Raw genomic sequence first — 17,891 nt, forward strand, 5'->3', positions numbered from 1 at the left:
GGCTCGGCATGATCAAGCGGGCGTTGACGATCCTGCTGCTCGCTTGCGGCGTGCTCCGAGCACTCGGAATCGCATAGCGCAGTCAAACGAGTCGATACGTTCCGCGACTTTCGCTGACGTCACCGGCCTGGACCAGCGACTGGAGCGCTCGCTGGGTGTAGCCCTCGGGAACCCCACGCTCGGCGGCGTATTCGACAATCGAGTCCTCGTCCGGATCGTCGAGTTCAGCGAGTGCTTCACGGACGATCTCCTCGCGACTGGTCGATCCGCCGGTCCCTTCCGTGGCGCGTCGTCCAGCCTCGAACGCGGCGTCGCTGTCGACGCCCTTCGATTCGAGATATTCGTCGTCGCCGATCACCGCCTCGGACACCTCCGCCTCCATCTCGGCGTAGGAATCTAACCCATCGAACGCCTCGCCCAGATCCTGGCGTTCGGCAAGCATCGCGGCGCGGGCTTGCCGTGCGGCGTCGGCAGTTTCGGTCTGTGCGAACTTCCGCAGGAGGTCGAACTGCCGACGTTTGCCACATCGTGGACACTGCGAGGTTTCGGGTCGCCCTTCGATCACCCACAGCGCGCTGCACTCCGTACAGCCGACCACCGAGTACATGCTCGTCACGTCCGACCGGGGGCGCTTGAATCCTCCGCTCGGTCGATCGATTTGGCCATTTTCACATGTGTGATACCAGCTTCCTCGAACTCGTCGCTTTCCTGTTCGTAGCCCAGGTGTTCGTAGAACTCGACGACGCGAACCTGGCCGTGGAGGGTGAGTCGCTCCAGGCCCTCCCGCCTGGCCTCGGCCTCGACGGCGTCCATGAGTTGTCGGCCGAGTCCCTGGCCGCGGTGAAACCCGAGAACAGCCAGGCGTTCGACCTTGCCGATGCCGTCTTCTGGTTCACGCAATCGTGTGGCACCGACCGGTTCGTCGTCGGCGTAGGCGACGAAGTGCGTAGCTGTATCCTCGTGCTCGTCGATCTCGATAGCAGGATCGACGCCCTGTTCCTCGACGAAAACGGCAAAGCGGACGTCGTAGGCGTCCTCACGGTCGCCGTCGACTTCGATCCGATAATCGGTATTGTCCATCGTTGTGAGTGACGGAGGTACTCCACCGAAGCCAAAGGGCGTTGCGTTCGAACGAGTGCGAGAAGGGTCGCTGGAACGGCCGTCTTACGCCATCTCTTCGATGTTCTGGCGGCTACGCCGCCAGAGCCCGAGAGACTGGTTTACGCCAGTCTCTCGATGTTCGCGACGATCTCCTCGGCGTACTCCTCGGTACCGAGCTTCTCGGCGTCGTCGAGCTGGCGTTCGAGGTCGTAGGTGACCTTCCCCGACGAGATGGTCTCCTCGACGGCGTCACGCACGAGGTCGGCGGCCTCGTCCCAGCCCATGTAATCGAACATGAGCCGCCCGGAGAGGATCATCGCGGTCGGGTTGGCCATGTTCTGGCCGGCGCGTTTCGGCGCACTGCCGTGGACCGGCTCGGCCAGGACGCGGGCGTCGCCGAAGTTCGCTCCGGGTGCGATCCCGAGGCCGCCGATCTGCGCACCGGCAGCGTCGCTCAAGTAGTCGCCGTTGAGGTTCGGCATCGCCAAAACGTCGAACTCGTCGGTCCGGAGCTGCATCCACTGGAGCATGGCGTCGGCGAGGCGCTCCTCGACCATGACGGCATCCTCGGGGATGTCGACCTCGTCCTGGGTCTCCCACAGGGAGTCGGGCGCGGCGAAGACCTCCTCGTCGGGGTACTCCTCCTCGGCGACCTCCATCCCCCAGTCGCCGAACTGCCCCTCGGTGAACTTCATGATGTTGCCCTTGTGGACGAGCGTGACCGTGTCCCGGTCGTGCTCGATAGCGTAGTCGATGGCCTTTCGGACGAGCCGTTTCGAGCCGAACTCGGTGATCGGCTTGATGCCGATCCCGATCGGGCCGTCGTGCATCGTCTCGTCGAAGCCCATCTCGTCCTCGACGAACTCCCGGACCTGCTCGACCTCGTCGGTGCCGGCCTCCCACTCGATGCCGGCGTAGACGTCCTCGGTGTTCTCTCGGAAAGTCACCATGTCCATCTCCTCGGGGGCTTTCATCGGCGAGGGGACGCCGTCGAGATAGTACGTCGGCCGGACGTTCGCATAGAAGTCAAGCGTCTGGCGGAGCGCGACGTTCAGCGATCGGAAGCCAGCGCCGACGGGCGTCGTCAGCGGCCCTTTGATCGCGACGCGGAACTCGTCGATCGCGTTGACGGTGTCGTCGGGCAGGTTCTCGTCGTAGCGCTCGCGGCCGGACTCGCCGGCGTAGACGCGCATCCAGGCGATCTCGCGGCCGGTCGCCTCGGCGGCGGCGTTGAGCACTTTCTGGGCGGCCGGGCCGACGTCCGTGCCAATCCCGTCGCCGTGGATGATCGGCACGATCGGGTTCTCGGGGATGTCGAGAATGTCTTCGTCCTCGTCGATGACCTCGATGGGCTGTCCCTCGCTGGGCACAGAGACCTGGTCGTATTCGTTTACCATATCCCGATCCTCGCCCGTGGTCCACAAAGGCCTGCCGCTTTCCGCGAGAATCACGCTTCCGGCACGCCTTTCCGCGATTCCGTCTTCGGCTGTGACTTCCCGGACGACGGCGACGGACTCCTCAGCCGACAGATTTTCGATCAGAAGGGGCCGCGAACGACAGACATTTCATCCGTGGCTGTCCGAACAGTGACACATGCCTGACGACAACGCTGCTCGGTCGACACGCCGGGCGTTTATCGGGGGGCTTGCGATCGCGGGGACGGCTGGCCTCGCCGGCTGTTCGGCCCTGTCCGGCGACGACGACGGTATACCGACGATCACCGTCGACCCGGAGACCGAGACCCTCCCGACGCCCGTTCGCGGTGATCCGGACGCCGACGTGACGGTCGCTGCCTTCGAGGACTACGCCTGTGGCCACTGTGCGACCTACGTCCTCGAGCACCTCCCCTCCATCGTGAACGACTACGTCGAACCGGGCGTGATCCGCTACGAGCATTACGACTTCCCGCTGCCGCTCTCTCAGGAGTCCCTGCGGGCCCCCAGCGCTGCTCGGGCCGTTCAGGATACGGTCGGACTCGACGCCTACTGGGAGTTCTCTCATGCCCTGTTCGAGAACCAGGGCCGACTCGGTCTCTCGCTGTACGAGGAACTGGCGAGTGAGGTCGGCGCGGATCCAGCGGTCGTTCGGGCGGCGGCCGAAGAACGGCGCTACGACCCGACGGTCGCCGAGAGCAGACAGTACGGACTGCAGCGGGGGGTCGAGGCGACGCCGACGGTGATCGTCAACGGTACCGTACTCGACAGTTACGCCGCCGACGTGATTGCCCAGGCGATCGAGGCCGAGCGCTGAGCGTTCCGAAACCGGCTAACCGCTCGGTCGCATTTCTCCGGACATGCAAGACGAACCCGCGGTCGTCGTGCTCCGACTGGGCCACCGACCCGGCCGAGACGAGCGAATGACGACCCACGTCGGACTCACGGCGCGCGCCCTCGGTGCTGACCGCCTGCTTCTCGAGTCTGTGGCCGAAGGCCGCCGGGAGACGATCGACGATATCACCGACCGCTTTGGCGGCCCCTTCGAGGTCGAGATCACCGACTCGCCGCTCGGTCGGCTCCGATCCTGGAAGGGGCCGATCGTCCATCTCACGATGTATGGCCAACCGGTCCAGCGCGTCGAAGACGAAATTCGGGCGAGCCATCGCGAGGAGCCGCTGTTAGTCGTCGTTGGCGCGGAGAAAGTCCCCTTCGAGGTGTACGATCGCGCCGACTGGAACCTCGGCGTGACCAACCAGCCCCACTCCGAGATCGCCGCCCTCGCCGTCTTTCTCGATCACCTGTTCGACGGGCGCGAACTCGATAGAGAGTGGACGGACGCAGAGAAGCGCGTCATTCCGAAGGAGACCGGCAAACGCGTCGAGGACGTCGAATAGTGGACGACGTGGCGAGCGCTGGGCCCCCTCAACTGGCGTGACACGCTCGCGCCCTCAACTGGCGTGACACGCTCGCGCCCTCAACTGGCGTGACACGCTCGCGCCCATCGTTCGGTGAATTTAAACGAGTCACCGCCCCATGGATACGTAATGGCTTTTGAGGAATACCTCGAGGACCCCGTCATACAGAAGTACCTCCACGAACTCGTGGGACCGACGGGCATGCCGGTCGCGGCCGCACCGCCCGACGGCGAAGTCACCGACGAGGAACTCGCCGAGGAACTCGGGCTGGAACTCAACGATGTCCGCCGGGCGCTGTTCATTCTCTACGAGAACGACCTGGCGAGTTACCGCCGGCTCAGAGACGAGGACTCGGGGTGGTTGACGTATCTCTGGACTTTCGAGTACGACAACATCCCCGAACAACTCGAATCGGAGATGTACGACCTCCACGCGGCCTTAGACGAGCGTCGGGAGTACGAACTCGACCACGAGTTCTACCTGTGTGAGAACTGTGGCATCCGCTTCGAGTTCGGCGACGCGATGGACTACGGCTTCGAGTGTCCGGACTGTGGCTCGTCGCTCGAAGCGATGGAGAACACCGCGCTCATCGACTCGATGGACGAACGCATCGACGAACTCGAGAGCGAACTCAACCTGGACATCGAAACCTGATGGTCGTCCTCGCAACCAAGTGCTACGTCGACGGCGACGCACGCGACCGAGCACTCGACTCGCTGGGCTCGCTACTTGCGAACGACCTCGGCGAACTCGACGTCGAATACGAGCTCGGGCTCCGTGAGGACGACTTCCCGTCGGTGACCGTCACCGGACCTGACGCCGCGGTGGCCCGAAACCTCCTGCGGGAGGCGTACGGCGAGATCACCCCGCATCTCACCCCCGAAGAGACGTACGTCGGGACGCTCGAATCCTGGGACGACGACGGGTTCGTCCTCGACGCCGGCCGGCCCGTCCGGATCCCGGCCGACGAGATCGGGCTGGGACCGGGAACGCCAGAACAAATCCGGACGCGTTTCGGTCTCGTCCAGCACCTGCCGCTCCGGTTCGTCTGTCTCGCCGACGGCGACGGTGAGACGCCGCCGACGGGCCGACTGGCCGACGACGAGCGCGACCGCCTCTACGAGTGGACCCGGCGAGAAGGACGACTCAACGTCAACAGCGCAACCCGCGCGGAGGTGCGGGCGACGCTCAACCGCGCCGGCCACGCACAGGATATCGTCACCGTCGAGCGCCTCGGGTTGCTCGAACAGAGCGTCGTCTGCCGGGAGGGAACCGATCCGCCCGGCCTACTCGCCAGCGTGGGTGAGTACCTCCCCGCCGAACTGCTCGCTGTCGTGCCATGAACGCTCGAACGCGTCTCTTGCTGGGAATCGTCGGTCTCGTCGGCTTGCTCGCGTTAGCGGGCTGTCTCTCGCCGGTCAGCGACGCCGACCTCGCCGAGAACGCCACCTACGACTGGGAGGCAGACGCGAACGCGTCCTACCGGCTCTACGCCGGCAACTACACGGCTGTCGTCGATATCCAGGACCGCGAGTCTCTCGAACTGTTCCTGCCGGACGGACTCGGCTCGCGACAGGCGATCCCGATTTCGGGACTCAAGTTCCGGTATCCCAACGGGACGGTGGCGAACGACTCGGTGTACGAGGTGTCGACGGGGCGCTCGGAAGTCGTGCTCGAACCGCCCGTCTCGAACGGGACGGTCGCGTTCACGGCCCGGCGGTCCGGTTCTGACTTCCGGACGCGAGTCCTCGTCGAGGGGACCCACGAGGTGGCGTTGCCGCCGAACAAGCGCGTCGGCCTGCCGGTCTTCTCGCGAGTCGTGCCCGGCGACTACGAGACCGGACGGGTCGGGGATCGCACGATAATCTCCTGGAACTCGATCGACCGAGACCTGATCACGATTCAGACGTACCTCGAGCGCGACCTCCTGCTGTTCGGCGGGATCGTCGTGATCGCGCTGGTCGTCGGCGCGTTCGGACTGGTGTATTACCGCCGGGAGATCGCCAAACTCCGTACGGAACGCGAGGAACTTGGTTTGGACGTCGACCAGGACGAAGACGACCCGCGGGACCGCGGTCCACCGCCAGGGATGCGGTAGGCCAGCGCGCTACTGAAATCGAGACGATGGCGCGGCCGTCTCCCTGAAACGAACCGAACAGGCGTCACCTCTTTGGTCGCCGGGTGCCCAATCGCAGTATGCGCGTGGCGTTGCTCACTGTCGGTGACGAAATTCTCGCGGGGGACACCGTCAATACAAACGCGGCCTGGCTCGCCGAACAGGTGACCGACCGCGGTGTCGACGTCGAGCGGATCACGGTCGTACCCGACCGAACAGCCGACATCGCCGAGGCGATCGAGGCGTTCCGGACGCGATACGACGCGGTGATCGTGACGGGTGGGATCGGTCCGACGCACGACGACGTGACGATGGACGCCGTCGCCGCCGCCTTCGACGTCGCCCTCGTCGAAGACCAGGCCGCGCTCGACTGGCTCGCCGAACACCGGGAGTACGCTCGCGAGGATCTCGCCGATGGGACGGCCGCGATTCCAGCCGGTGCCCGGATGATTCCCAATCGCGAAGGGGTCGCACCGGGATGCGTGCTCGCGAACGTCTACGTCTTCCCGGGCGTCCCTGCTGAGATGAAAGCGATGTTCGAGGCGGTCGCCGACGATTTCTCGGGTGCGGATCGACACGTCGAGGTCGTCCACGTCGACGAACCCGAGAGCGCCCTGCTTGATCGGATCGAGACGCTCGACGAGCGCTTCGAGGTGACGGTCGGCAGCTATCCCGGCGAGACAGTGCGGATCAAACTCTCGGGCCGGGATCAGGACGCAGTCGAACGCGCGACAGCGTGGCTCCGCGAGCGGGTCGAGCTGGCGGACTCGGTGTGAGTGTCACCGGGCGAGATACCGCCACCACGAAAGCGCGAGGACGATACTGCCGAGTCCGACGACTGCGCCGGCGACGTTGATCAGCGTCGTATCGACTGCCCCGGAAAGCGGCGTGAGCATGACGCGATCTACCACCCCGCGGCACTTAAAAGGAAGCGCTGCTACAGCACGTGCCGGAACTCACTGTCCGGCACAGTCGGCTTCGCGACCGGTTCCCGCGATATCCCCAACCCGGTCTTTTGAAGTGTCTCAATCGCCTATCCACGGCTAACGAATGAGCGAGGACTTCTACGACGTACTCGGTGTCTCCCGGGATGCGAGTGAGGAGGAGATCCAGGAGGCCTACCGTGAGAAGGCACGCCAGTACCACCCGGACGTCAGCGACGACCCCGACGCAGAAGAGAAGTTCAAGCAGGCCAAGAAGGCAAAGGAAGTCCTGACCGACGACGAGAAACGGCAGGCCTACGACCGGATGGGCCACGAGCGCTTCGAACAGGCAGAAAAGCGCGGTGGCTTCGACGACCGCGGCGGGAGAGGCGGTGCCGGCGGTCGACGCGCCGGTGGCGATCCCTTCGGCGGCGGGGGCTTCGGGAGCGTCGAGGACATCTTCGACCAGTTCTTCGGCGGTGGTGGCGGTGGCCGACGCCGGGATCGACCGCGGCAGGGCCAGGATCTCAAGACGCGCCTCTCGATCGACCTCGAAGAGGCCTACGACGGTGTCGAGAAGCAGTTCACCGTCACCCGGCCCGAGTCCTGTCCCGACTGCGACGGCGAGGGACATCCGCCAGACGCCGACTCGCGGACCTGCCCCGAGTGTGAGGGTCGCGGCCAGGTCACGCGCGTCCAGCGGACGCCGATGGGCCGCGTCCAGCAGACGACGACCTGCTCGCGGTGTGAGGGAGAGGGAACCCTCTACGAGGAGACGTGTTCGACCTGCGGCGGCGACGGCGTGGTGCGAAACGAGGCGACCCTCAGCGTCGACGTCCCGGCGGGCATCCGTGACGGCCAGACTCTCCGGATGGAACGCGAGGGCGCGCCCGGCGAGAACGGCGGGCCGAACGGCGACCTCCTCATCGAGGTCGAGATCGAGGATCACGACGACTTTGCGCGCGACGGCGACGACCTCCGCTACACCGCGCCGATCACGTTCCCGCAGGCTGCGCTCGGCGATACGATCGAGATCCCGACCTTCGACGGTGCTGTGGAGTTCGACGTCCCGGCCGGTACCCAGAGCGGCGAGACCTTCCGCCTCGAAAGCAAGGGGATGCCTCGCCTGCGCCGGCGCGGGCAGGGCGACTTGCTGGTGACGGTCCAGGTCTATACGCCCGAATCCCTCAACGAGGACCAGCGCGAGGCGCTCGAGGACTTCGCGGAGGCCAGCGGCGAGGAGATCGACGTCGAACAGGGCTTTTTCGACCGGCTGAAGCGTTCGTTGTGACGGTGACGCGGTGGCGCGGCGGTCCGCGTCAATCGACGACGCGCCAGAGATACAGCGACGCGATCGACCGGTAGGGTCGCCACCGTTCGGCCCGTTCGACCATCGCGGCCCGGTCCATCTCGTCGTCGAAAACGGCCCACATCCCCTTTCGGATCCCCAGATCCTCGACCGGGAAGACGTCTTCGCGTCCCAGCCCGTAGACCAGAAACATCTTCGCCGTCCAGGGCCCGATTCCGGTGATCTCGGTCAGTTCGGCGACGACCTCGCCGTCTGTGTGCTCGGCGAAATAATCCCGAGAGTAGCCGCGTTTCTCGAAGGCGACGGCGACGTTGCGGATCGTCTCGGCCTTCCGTTCTGAGAGCCCGACGTCGGCCAGTGCGTCGATCGAGGGAGCCCGTAGCGAGGATGGCTCGACGGTGAAGCGCTCGAACAATCGCTCCCGGATGGCGTCGGCTGACGCGATCGAGAGCTGCTGGCGAACGATCGAGACGACGAGTCGCTCGAAGGGGTCCCGAGCGGGCTCGAGCGTGAGTTCGCCGTGCTCGGCGACCAGTGGCTTTATGCCAGGGTCGTCCCGGAGGATATCGTGGGGGTCGCTCACGGTCGAGGGAAGCCAGGGCGCAGAGAAATTGGTTGCGAAACGTGACGCCGATCAGTCCTGGGGCGGCGAGACACACCGTTCGACGGCGACTTCGTCGTCGATCGGTTCGGCGGGGACGCCGGCGACAGTCACGCCTGGGGGGACGTCCTCTAAGACGGTCGCGCCGGCCCCGACGGTCGCCTCCTCGCCGATCGTGATGTCGCCGATGAGCGAGGCCCGGACGCCGATGGTCGCGCCGTCCTCGACGGTCGGGTGGCGCTTCTTCCGGCGCATGGAGTTCCCGCCGAGCGTGACGCCGTGGTACATGAGCACGTCGTCGCCGATCTCGGCGGTCTCGCCGATCACGACGCCCATGCCGTGATCGATGAACAGCCGATCGCCGATGTCGGCCGCCGGATGGATCTCGACGCCCGTCAGAAACCGAGCGAACTGCGAGACGACGCGTGCTATCAGGTGGAGATCCCGCTCCCAGAGCACGTGCGCGAGTCGGTACAGCCAGACAGCGTGCAGTCCGGAGTAGGTCAACAGGACTTCGGCGGTGCTTTCGGCCGCCGGGTCCTTCGCTTTGGCCGTGCGAACGTCGTCGAGTATTGCCTGGAGCATACCTATCAGAGAGTGACCGGCATACGGGTTTCAGCCCGCCCGGGCCGCGGACGAGTCAGCTGTCCCTTTTGGTCCAGTCACAGTTGAGACAGCTAGTGCGCCAACCGGCTTAAATCTATCAGAACAGGTGAGTATCTACCGGACCTCTTCGACCGCTCTACAGCCAGACACAGCCACTGGATCGGCACTGAACGGCACGACAATCAATCGAACGTGAATAATCATCTATAATTAAATTTATCCCTCCCTCAGTCCTACTATTGATCGACAAATGACCGCAGATATTGACACGATCGCCGTACTCGGTGCGGGAACGATGGGACACGGGATCGCCGAAGTGGCGGCACTCGCAGAATACGAAGTCAGGCTCCGGGACATCAACGAGGAACTGGTCCAGAATGGATACGACCAGATCGACTGGAGCCTCGAGAAGATGGCCGACCGGGAGTACATCACCGAGGCGGAGGCCGACGCCGCCCGCGAGCGAGTCACACCGGTCGTCCCGGTCGAGGACGCCGTCGCGGACGCCGACGTCGTGATCGAAGCCGTCCCGGAAGACATGGACATCAAGGCCGAGGTTTACGCCGAAGTCGACGCGTACGCCCCCGACCACGCGATCTACGGGAGTAACACTTCCAGCCTCTCGATCACGGACCTCTCAGAGCTTACCGACCGTCCGAACCGGTTCTGTGGGATGCACTTTTTCAACCCGCCGGTCCGGATGGACCTGGTCGAGGTCATCCGGGGGGCACACACCGACGACGAGATCCTGGAGACGATCGAGACACTCGCCGAAGACCTCGGGAAGACGCCGGTCCGCGTCCGCAAGGACAGACCAGGGTTCATCGTCAACCGGATTCTCATCCCGATGCTCAACGAAGCCGCCTGGCTCGTCGAGGACAACCTCGCGACCGTCGAGGAAGTCGACGCGACCGCGACCGAGTCGCTGGGACTGCCGATGGGTGCCTTCGAGTTGAGCGATCAGATCGGCAACGACGTCACGTTGCACATCCTCGAGCACTTCCAGGATGTCGTGGGCGACGCCTACGATCCCGCACCGCTACTCGAGCGAGCTGTCGCGGAGGAGCGCCTCGGCCGCAAGACCGACGAAGGGTTCTACGACTACGACGACGGCGGTGTGGACTACGAGGCTGTCGACCCACGTACGGACGTCGAACACCGACTGCTCGCGGCCATGGCGAACGAAGTAGCCACGCTCCTGGCGGAGGACGTGGCGACGAATGAGGCCATCGACCAGGCGATGGGGCTCGGCGCTGGCTTCTCCGAGGGGCCCGTCGCCCTCTTCGAGGCAGCCGGACTGGAGACGCTGGTCGAGACGCTGGACGCAGCCCACGAGGACACGGGTGCAGAGCGATACGTCGCCGCCGAATCTCTCCGCACGGCGGCCGAAACGGGAGGGTTCGGCGCATGAGCGACGCCGACTACGAGACGCTGCTGGTCGATGTCGAGGACAGCGTCGGCCGCGTCACGATCGACCGGCCCGAACGGATGAACGCGATCAGCCCTACGCTGCTCGAGGAACTGGCCGACGCGATCGAAGGGCTCGAAGCGAACGACGACGTGCGAGCGGTCGTCCTCGCCGGCGCGGGCGACCGGGCGTTCTCGGCAGGTGCTGACCTCTCGGCGATCACCGAGGGCGATGCCGTCGACGTCGCCGAACTCTCCCAGCGGGGTCAGGAGACCTTCGCGGCCGTCAAGGAGTGTTCGATGCCGGTCCTGGCCGCGATCGACGGGTTCTGTCTCGGTGGCGGGATGGAGTTGGCGACCCATGCAGACCTCCGGATCGCGACCGAGGACGCCGTCTTCGGCCAGACTGAGCACAACCTCGGCCTGATGCCCGGCTGGGGCGGCACCCAGCGCCTCCAGCGGATCGTCGGCGAAGGGCGCGCGAAGGAGGTCATCTTCACCGCCGATCACTTCGACGCGGCCACGATGGCCGAGTACGGCTTCCTCAACGAGGTGCTCCCGGAGAGCGAGTTCGAGGATCGCGTCGACGAACTCGCTGCCGATCTCGCTGCTGGCCCGCCGATCGCCCAGAACCTGACCAAGCGCGCGATGCACAGGGGCCAGGACGACATCGAGGCCGGTCTGGAGATCGAATCACGGGCCTTCGGGTTGTTACGAGACACTGCTGACCTGCTGGAGGGGATCGACGCCTTCCAGGAGGACCGCGATCCGGAATTCAGCGGCGAGTGACCGTCTCGTCCCCGAGCTATCCCCAGCATTGGGCACTGTCTGTCGCCGTAGCTGACCGCCAGCCACGTCGACTGGGTTGCCAATCCTTATTATTCGACCGGCCGCAGTTAACATATGGCCGTCGTCAGCGTCTCGATGCCCGACGAGTTGCTCGATCGCATCGACGAGTTCGCGTCCGAACACGGGTACACTGGCCGCAGCGAGGTCGTCCGCGAGGCTGCCCGGAACCTGATGGGCGAGTTCGAAGACCAGCGTCTCGAGGGGCGCGACCTGATCGCACTCGTGACCGTGGTGTTCAACTACGAGACGACCAGCGTCGAGCAGCGCCTGATGGCGTTGCGTCACAGCCACGACTCGCTGGTGACCGCGAACCTCCACAGTCACGTCAGCGACGCCTACTGTATGGAAGTGTTCGTTCTGGAAGGCGAACTCACAGACATCTCCGAGTTCGTCGGCCAGATCCGGGCGATCCAGGACACGCTCACGGTCGACTACTCGGTCACGCCCGTTGACAGTATCGAGCACATGATCGAGTCGGCCTGACGCGGCGACGACGTATCGAAGAGCACAGCACTCAGTACACCCAAAGACGCTCGATCCGATCGCTGATAGCAGGGTACTCCGCCTTCAGCACCTCGGGATCGGTCTCGCCGTCGACGTTGACGACGTGGACTTCCCCACGTCGGCCGTCGTAGCGGTCCTGGAAGTCGTAGACGACACCGACGACGTCGACGGACTCGGGGATGTCCGGACTATTCTGGAGGAACTCGACCTGTCGGTCGACGTTGTACTCGACGAGGTGGTCGATTGCCCGTTCGCGCTCCAGCTCCTCGGGGAGCGCCTCGACGCCCGCCCGGAGGTGAGGCACGAGCAGCCCGACGGAGTATTCGATGCCCGGCGGTTCGGAGAGGCCGTCAGTCAGGGCGTCGTAGGTCGCGGTGACCGCGCCACAGCCGGTGTGGCCCACGATGACGGCCGTTTCGGTGCCAGTATGTTCGATCGGATAGAGGACGTCACCCGAGACGACGGCCTCGCCGTCGACGTGCTGGATGACGCGGTTACCGATGTTGCTGACAGTAAAGAGGTGGCCCGGCCGAGCGTTCCCCCAGGCGTGATCGGCGAGGACGCGCGAGTCCGAACAGGTCACGGTGACGGCGTCCGGCCGCTGGCCGTCCTGGACGGCGTCGAACTGATCGTCGAATGCGCGCGCGTGGTCGTCGTTGCCGGCGAGCATGGACACGAAGACGTCCCGCATACGCAGCCAGAACCCTGCCGATGATTTAGGCGTTGAGATTTTCCGATCGGTTCGACCGGGCCGATTCAGAATCGCTGTCCTGGGATCGAATTGGCGTGCCCGTGGGCAATCTCAGGTCGACGAGTGCCTGCGTTCGAGCAGCGATCAACGCACAAAGGTAAGTAGCTTCCTCGTGGAAACGTCCGTATGGTCGAACGGGAAATCGACGACGTGGACACGGCGATTCTGTACGCGCTCCAGGAGGACGCCCGGAACCTGTCTTCGGGGGACATCGCGGAGCGAACCGGGACTTCCGACAGCACCGTTCGCAAGCGAATCCAGCGCCTCGAATCCGAGGACGTGATCAAGGATTACAGCGCACGCGTCGATTACCAGAAGTCGGGCTACCCCCTCCGGATGTTGCTCTACTGTACCGCCTCGATCCCCGAACGCGGCGAACTCATTTCGGACATCCTGGCCATCGACGGTGTCGTCTCCGTCCAGGAACTCGTCACCGGCGAACAGAACTTACTCGTTACCGTGGTCGGCGAGTCCGACAGCGACATCACGCCCGTCGCCCAGGAATTGCTCGACATGGGGCTCACCGTCGCCGACGAGGTACTCGTTCGAACCCACGAAACCACCCCTTTTGGCCGGTTCGACCCTGAAACGTCGACCGGGGACGACGCCTGAACGACGTCTTCGACGTCCGACTCTCGACCCCAGTCGCCCCAAAGCCCTGCTCTTGATACTGCCGGCTGTACGTTCGTACAGATATGCATCACACCGGGTGGCGAATTCCGTCAGTCTGTTACAGCCGGCAGTATGAGTCGCCTGTCATCAGTTCCCGCTCGTGCGTTCACACTATAATCATAATGTTCTATAGTTTTAAACCCGGAGAACAGATTGTGACTATAACAAGATTTAATATTCAATCTGTTCTCGTAGGGTTGTAGATGCGACCGTATCCGGACGGTGGCTGCGTTCAGTCGCCCGGGCGGTCGTGAGGGACAACGATGGCAGGACGCACTTCGAAACCGACGGTCGGAGCGCTCCCGGACGCGACGGTGAAGTCTCCCGTCGTCTCCGTCGTACTGACGTGGCTCGCGTGGGCGTTGTTCGCCGCCAGCGTCGCTGCGCTGGTCACACGAGTGCGATTCGGGATAACGGGGGAGATTCCGGGCGTGGTCGCGGTCGACGGGTTGACCGTTCTACTCTGGGTAGTCGTGTCGTTCTTCAGCGGGATCGTCCACAGTTACTCGCGTCGCTACATGGCGGGTAGCGCTCACGAAGAGCGGTTTTTCGCCGGCGTGTTCGGATTCACGGTGATCGTGATGGCGCTGGTCGCCGCCGACCACCTCGCGCTGTTCTGGGTGCTCTGGCTCGCGATGGGGCTGGTCATGGCAGCCCTCGTCGGTATCGTCGAGGGGTGGCACCAGGCACGGGCGGCCGCCAGCGTCGCCCGCCGGTACTTCCTCGCAAGCAGCGCGTTCCTCGGAATCGGGTTCGTGACGCTGTGGTGGGCGACCGGTGCCCAGACAGTCTCGGGCGTCGCCGCGGCTGCCGACGGGCTGGCCGGTCCAGTCTGGCTTGTGAGTGCTGGAGCCGTCGTCCTCGCGGCGATGATCCAGTCCGCCCTGCTCCCGTTTCACACCTGGCTGCTGGCCTCGATGACTGCGCCCACGCCGGCATCGGCGCTGATGCACGCCGGGTTCGTCAACGCCGGCGGCATCCTCCTGACTCGATTCGCGCCGGTCGTCACTGGTGATCCGACGCTCATGCTCGTGATCGTCGTTCTGGGGGCGATCAGCGCGCTCGGCGGGAAGTTCCTCAAAGCCGTCCAGCCGGACGTCAAGAGCAGGCTGGCCTGTTCGACGGTCGGGCAGATGGGCTTCATGATCATGCAGGCCGGCCTCGGTTTCTTCGGGGCCGCGATCACCCACCTCGTCCTCCACGGGTTCTACAAGGCCCATCACTTCCTGAGTGCGGGCGAAGAAGTCGAACACACCGCTCCGGGCGGCGAGTCTCGTGACCTGGGCGTCGTCGGATTCGGCATCACGCTCCTAACCGGACTCGCCGGCGGCGCGGTGTTCGCGGTTCTGACGGGCAAAGGGCTCCATTTCGACAGCGGGCTCGTGCTCGCGCTGATCGTGACCCTCACGACACTCCAGGCGGCCCGCAGCGTCGTCGCGCGGATGTCGCTGCCGGCAGTCCTCCGGTACGGGGCGATTCCGGTCGTCTTTCTGCCGGCGATCGCTGGCTACGCCCTCGTCTACTCGGTCGTCTCGACGCTCCTCGGCGACCTTCCTGTCCTCGCGGCACCGACTGAATTGACCGTCGTCCACGGCGTCGTCGTCGCCGGATTCCTCCTCGCGTACGCTGGCGTGGAGACTGGCGTTTACAAGCGCAGCGCGCGCCTCTACGTCGCGCTCGTGAACGCGAGTCAGCCGCCGACCGACACCCTCCTGACCGACAGAGGTGACTACAATGAGCAGTGATACCACGATCGAAGACAGCATCGACAAGGCCGCGAGTACCGTGGCTGGCGCGTGGCCGATCCACTCGTTCGTGACGGCCAACCCCCTCTCGGGATTCGAGGACGCGCCCTTCGAGGAGGCCGTCCGACAGGCAAGCGACCTGCTGGGTGGGCGCGGGTACCCGTCCCCGGAGACGTTCCGGTCGGCGCTTGCAGACGGGCGGATCGACCGCGAGGTCCTCGCCGCGGAACTCGCGGCGCGTGGTTACGACGCCGAGCCCGAAACGCTGCTTGCACAGATGGACGACGATAGCGACCAGGACGGGACCGGCGCTGCCACAGCGCGTGTCGATCACGTCCTGACGAAGTGGCTGTCGGCGTTTCTCGATACGGGGCAGGCGACGTGGCCGATGCCCAACCGCGAGGACGGATTCTACGCCGCCTTCCGTCAGATGGCCGACCACGACGGACAGATCCCCGAACGCGGCATTCTCACCGATCTTCCATCGGATCCGGTTGCAACTATCGAGACCGTTCTGGAGTCGTCGCCGGAGAGCCAGTGGGTGCCGATCCTCGAGGAACAACTGGCTGCCCTGCCCGGCTGGACCGCCCTTCTCAAGCAACGTGCCAGCGACGGGAGCGCCTGGCAGTCGAAAGCCCCGATCACGCTGACCGGCTATCTGGCGGCCCGTTTCGCACTGCTCGAGGCGTTCGACGTCGACATCCGCCCCCAGAACTCGGCCACTACGAGGACCGAGACGGCTACGGATATCGCCCCGGCGTTCCTGACCGCGTGGGAGCGCAGTTACCGGAACGAGCTCCTCGACAGTGTCGCCGCCGAAAGCGAGTCCCTCGCGGAATCCGAGCCCGCGGGTCGCCCGGACGCCCAACTGGTGTTCTGTATCGACACGCGGTCGGAGGTGATCCGCCGCCACGTCGAGGCGACCGGGGACTACGAGACCCACGGCTACGCCGGTTTCTTCGGCGTCCCGATGGAGTATCAGGCCTACGACGCCGACGTGTCGGTCGACGCCGCTCCGCCAATCGTCGATCCGGCACACCGGATCACCGAGATGCCGACCGAGGACGACGCCAGAACGAGTCACGACCGCTGGTCGGCGATCCGTGAAGCTGCCGGTGAGGCGATCGAAACGTTGACAGCGAACCCGACGACGGCCTTCGGGTTCGTCGAGCAATCGGGCAGCGGGTACGGACTGTCGCTTGCGGCCCGGACGCTGCTCCCTCGTCGTGTTCGGGAGCTGTTGGACGCCGCAGGTGACGTGGCCCCCGAGACTCACGAGTTCAGCGAGCCACTCCTCGACCACCAGCACACCTACGCCGGCGACCTCCCGGTCGGGTTGACCCACGAGGAGAAAGTCGAGTACGCCGAGACCGCCTTCGAACTGATGGGTATCGAGGCGTTCGGCCGCCTCGTCGTCTTCGTCGGGCACGCGAGCGAGACGACGAACAACCCCTTCGATTCGAGCCTGGATTGTGGGGCCTGTGCCGGCAATCCCGGTGGCCCGAACGCGCGCGTCCTCGCGGCCATCTGCAACGACCCAGCAGTCCAGACGGCGCTGGCCGACCGCGGTATCGACGTCCCCGGCGACACCGTCTTCCTCGCCGGCGAACACAACACGACGACTGACGAGGTCGAACTCTTCGACGACGAGGTTCCCGAGAGTCACGCCGAGGACCTCGAGAAGCTCCGTGCGGACCTCTCGGTGGCTCGGGAGAACGCCGCTGGCGAACGTGCCGCGGCGATGAAGACAGACGACTCGGCAGGCGTCCGGGAGATCGAACGTCGCGCTGGCGACTGGGCCGAGACGCGCCCGGAGTGGGGGCTGGCCGGTAACGCCGGGTTCGTGATCGGGCCTCGTGAGTTGACGAGCGATCTCGATCTCGATGGACGCGCGTTCCTCCACTCCTACGACCACACGACCGACCCCGACGGCGACGCGCTGGCGGCGATCTTCACGGGCCCGCTGGTCGTCACACAGTGGATCAACGCCCAGTACTACTTCTCGACGGTCGACACCGCTGTCTACGGCAGTGGGTCGAAGATCACACAGAATCCGGTCGGCAACGTCGGCGTCTACCAGGGCAACGGTGGCGACCTGATGACCGGGCTCCCGTTGCAGTCGCTGAAAGCGAGCGTCGACCGGCCCCACCACCAGCCGCTGCGGCTCTCGGTCGCCGTTCACGCGCCCGTCGAGCGTGTCACCGACGTGCTGGCCGAGAACCCGGCGGTGACCGAACTGCTCGACAACGATTGGCTCTCGCTGTCGGTCGTCGACCCCACGCAGGACCATCGCCGCTTCCACTACGAGGAGCACCGCGAGTGGAGCGCGGTCCCGGAGCGTGCCGAAGCGACTGCCGGCGCTCCCAACGCGCCCGCCGTCGCGGACGACTGAGAGCCGGCCCCCTGCTGCTCGCGGTCGGGGCGCGCCTTTCAATACCAGTGGCCACCAAGCCGAC

At 65.2% G+C, this 17,891-nt stretch carries 17 protein-coding genes and 1 pseudogene; 12 read left to right on the forward strand and 6 right to left on the reverse strand.

The annotated features are described in order from the left end of the window. Positions 1-82: 82 nt before the first annotated feature. The 3 genes from HTIA_RS02305 to icd form a co-directional block, all read right to left on the reverse strand. A complete protein-coding gene (locus HTIA_RS02305; RefSeq protein ID WP_008527416.1) occupies positions 83-607 on the reverse strand; it encodes a DUF5817 domain-containing protein in 525 nt (174 codons plus the stop codon). Between the two features lie 5 nt (positions 608-612). Continuing rightward, positions 613-1,080 (reverse strand): GNAT family N-acetyltransferase, encoded by a 468-nt coding sequence (locus HTIA_RS02310; protein WP_008527415.1) that lies wholly within the window; start codon positions 1,078-1,080, stop codon positions 613-615. A gap of 140 nt (positions 1,081-1,220) precedes the next feature. Then, on the reverse strand, positions 1,221-2,498 hold the full coding sequence (icd, locus tag HTIA_RS02315; RefSeq protein WP_008527414.1) for an NADP-dependent isocitrate dehydrogenase: 1,278 nt from the start codon (positions 2,496-2,498) through the stop codon (positions 1,221-1,223). Between the two features lie 196 nt (positions 2,499-2,694). Between icd and HTIA_RS02320 the strand changes: the two genes are divergently transcribed. The 7 genes from HTIA_RS02320 to dnaJ all read left to right on the forward strand — a co-directional run bounded on the left by HTIA_RS02320 (position 2,695) and on the right by dnaJ (position 8,282). Beyond that, entirely contained in the window at positions 2,695-3,351 is a 657-nt protein-coding gene (locus HTIA_RS02320; protein WP_008527413.1) for a DsbA family protein, read from the forward strand. Between the two features lie 43 nt (positions 3,352-3,394). Next, positions 3,395-3,931 (forward strand): tRNA (cytidine(56)-2'-O)-methyltransferase, encoded by a 537-nt coding sequence (locus tag HTIA_RS02325; RefSeq protein ID WP_008527412.1) that lies wholly within the window; start codon positions 3,395-3,397, stop codon positions 3,929-3,931. 150 nt (positions 3,932-4,081) lie between these two features. Then, the gene (gene tfe / locus HTIA_RS02330) at positions 4,082-4,606 is read left to right on the forward strand and encodes a transcription factor E (protein WP_008527411.1); all 525 of its coding nucleotides are present in this window, start codon (positions 4,082-4,084) and stop codon (positions 4,604-4,606) included. Continuing rightward, entirely contained in the window at positions 4,606-5,295 is a 690-nt protein-coding gene (locus tag HTIA_RS02335; RefSeq protein WP_008527410.1) for a DUF2110 family protein, read from the forward strand. The genes tfe and HTIA_RS02335 overlap by 1 nt, the downstream gene beginning before the upstream one ends. Further along, the gene (locus HTIA_RS02340; RefSeq protein ID WP_008527409.1) at positions 5,292-6,050 is read left to right on the forward strand and encodes a DUF5803 family protein; all 759 of its coding nucleotides are present in this window, start codon (positions 5,292-5,294) and stop codon (positions 6,048-6,050) included. The genes HTIA_RS02335 and HTIA_RS02340 overlap by 4 nt, the downstream gene beginning before the upstream one ends. Positions 6,051-6,148: 98 nt before the next feature. Beyond that, positions 6,149-6,844: a competence/damage-inducible protein A gene (locus tag HTIA_RS02345; protein WP_008527408.1), complete on the forward strand. Its 696-nt coding sequence runs from the start codon at positions 6,149-6,151 to the stop codon at positions 6,842-6,844. A 274-nt stretch (positions 6,845-7,118) separates the two neighbouring features. Beyond that, positions 7,119-8,282, forward strand: a complete 1,164-nt coding sequence (gene dnaJ, locus HTIA_RS02350) for a molecular chaperone DnaJ (protein WP_008527406.1) — start codon at positions 7,119-7,121, stop codon at positions 8,280-8,282. A 28-nt stretch (positions 8,283-8,310) separates the two neighbouring features. Here dnaJ and HTIA_RS02355 read toward each other — a convergent pair whose 3' ends face one another. Both HTIA_RS02355 and cysE read right to left on the reverse strand, forming a co-directional pair. Next, positions 8,311-8,883 carry a DNA-3-methyladenine glycosylase family protein gene (locus HTIA_RS02355; protein WP_008527405.1) on the reverse strand — a complete coding sequence of 191 codons (573 nt, stop codon included), beginning with the start codon at positions 8,881-8,883 and terminating at the stop codon, positions 8,311-8,313. A 51-nt stretch (positions 8,884-8,934) separates the two neighbouring features. Beyond that, positions 8,935-9,486 (reverse strand): serine O-acetyltransferase, encoded by a 552-nt coding sequence (gene cysE, locus HTIA_RS02360; protein ID WP_008527404.1) that lies wholly within the window; start codon positions 9,484-9,486, stop codon positions 8,935-8,937. Positions 9,487-9,757: 271 nt separating this feature from the next. Between cysE and HTIA_RS02365 the strand changes: the two are divergent. Continuing rightward, positions 9,758-11,703: pseudogene (locus tag HTIA_RS02365) on the forward strand (enoyl-CoA hydratase-related protein). Positions 11,704-11,817: 114 nt separating this feature from the next. Further along, complete coding sequence (gene nikR / locus HTIA_RS02370; protein WP_008527401.1) at positions 11,818-12,246, forward strand: nickel-responsive transcriptional regulator NikR; 429 nt, start codon at positions 11,818-11,820, stop codon at positions 12,244-12,246. Between the two features lie 31 nt (positions 12,247-12,277). Here the strand turns inward: nikR and HTIA_RS02375 are convergent, their stop codons facing one another. Beyond that, positions 12,278-12,958 (reverse strand): carbonic anhydrase, encoded by a 681-nt coding sequence (locus HTIA_RS02375; protein ID WP_008527400.1) that lies wholly within the window; start codon positions 12,956-12,958, stop codon positions 12,278-12,280. A gap of 186 nt (positions 12,959-13,144) precedes the next feature. Between HTIA_RS02375 and HTIA_RS02380 the strand changes: the two genes are divergently transcribed. From HTIA_RS02380 to HTIA_RS02390, 3 genes are all read left to right on the forward strand, one after another. Continuing rightward, positions 13,145-13,630 (forward strand): Lrp/AsnC family transcriptional regulator, encoded by a 486-nt coding sequence (locus HTIA_RS02380; RefSeq protein ID WP_008527399.1) that lies wholly within the window; start codon positions 13,145-13,147, stop codon positions 13,628-13,630. A gap of 323 nt (positions 13,631-13,953) precedes the next feature. Beyond that, a complete protein-coding gene (locus tag HTIA_RS02385) occupies positions 13,954-15,435 on the forward strand; it encodes a proton-conducting transporter transmembrane domain-containing protein (RefSeq protein ID WP_008527398.1) in 1,482 nt (493 codons plus the stop codon). Next, the gene (locus HTIA_RS02390; protein ID WP_008527397.1) at positions 15,425-17,827 is read left to right on the forward strand and encodes a DUF2309 domain-containing protein; all 2,403 of its coding nucleotides are present in this window, start codon (positions 15,425-15,427) and stop codon (positions 17,825-17,827) included. The genes HTIA_RS02385 and HTIA_RS02390 overlap by 11 nt, the downstream gene beginning before the upstream one ends. The last annotated feature ends 64 nt before the right edge of the window (positions 17,828-17,891 follow it).

The organism is Halorhabdus tiamatea SARL4B, from assembly GCF_000470655.1.
Classification (GTDB): Archaea; Halobacteriota; Halobacteria; order Halobacteriales; family Haloarculaceae; genus Halorhabdus; species Halorhabdus tiamatea.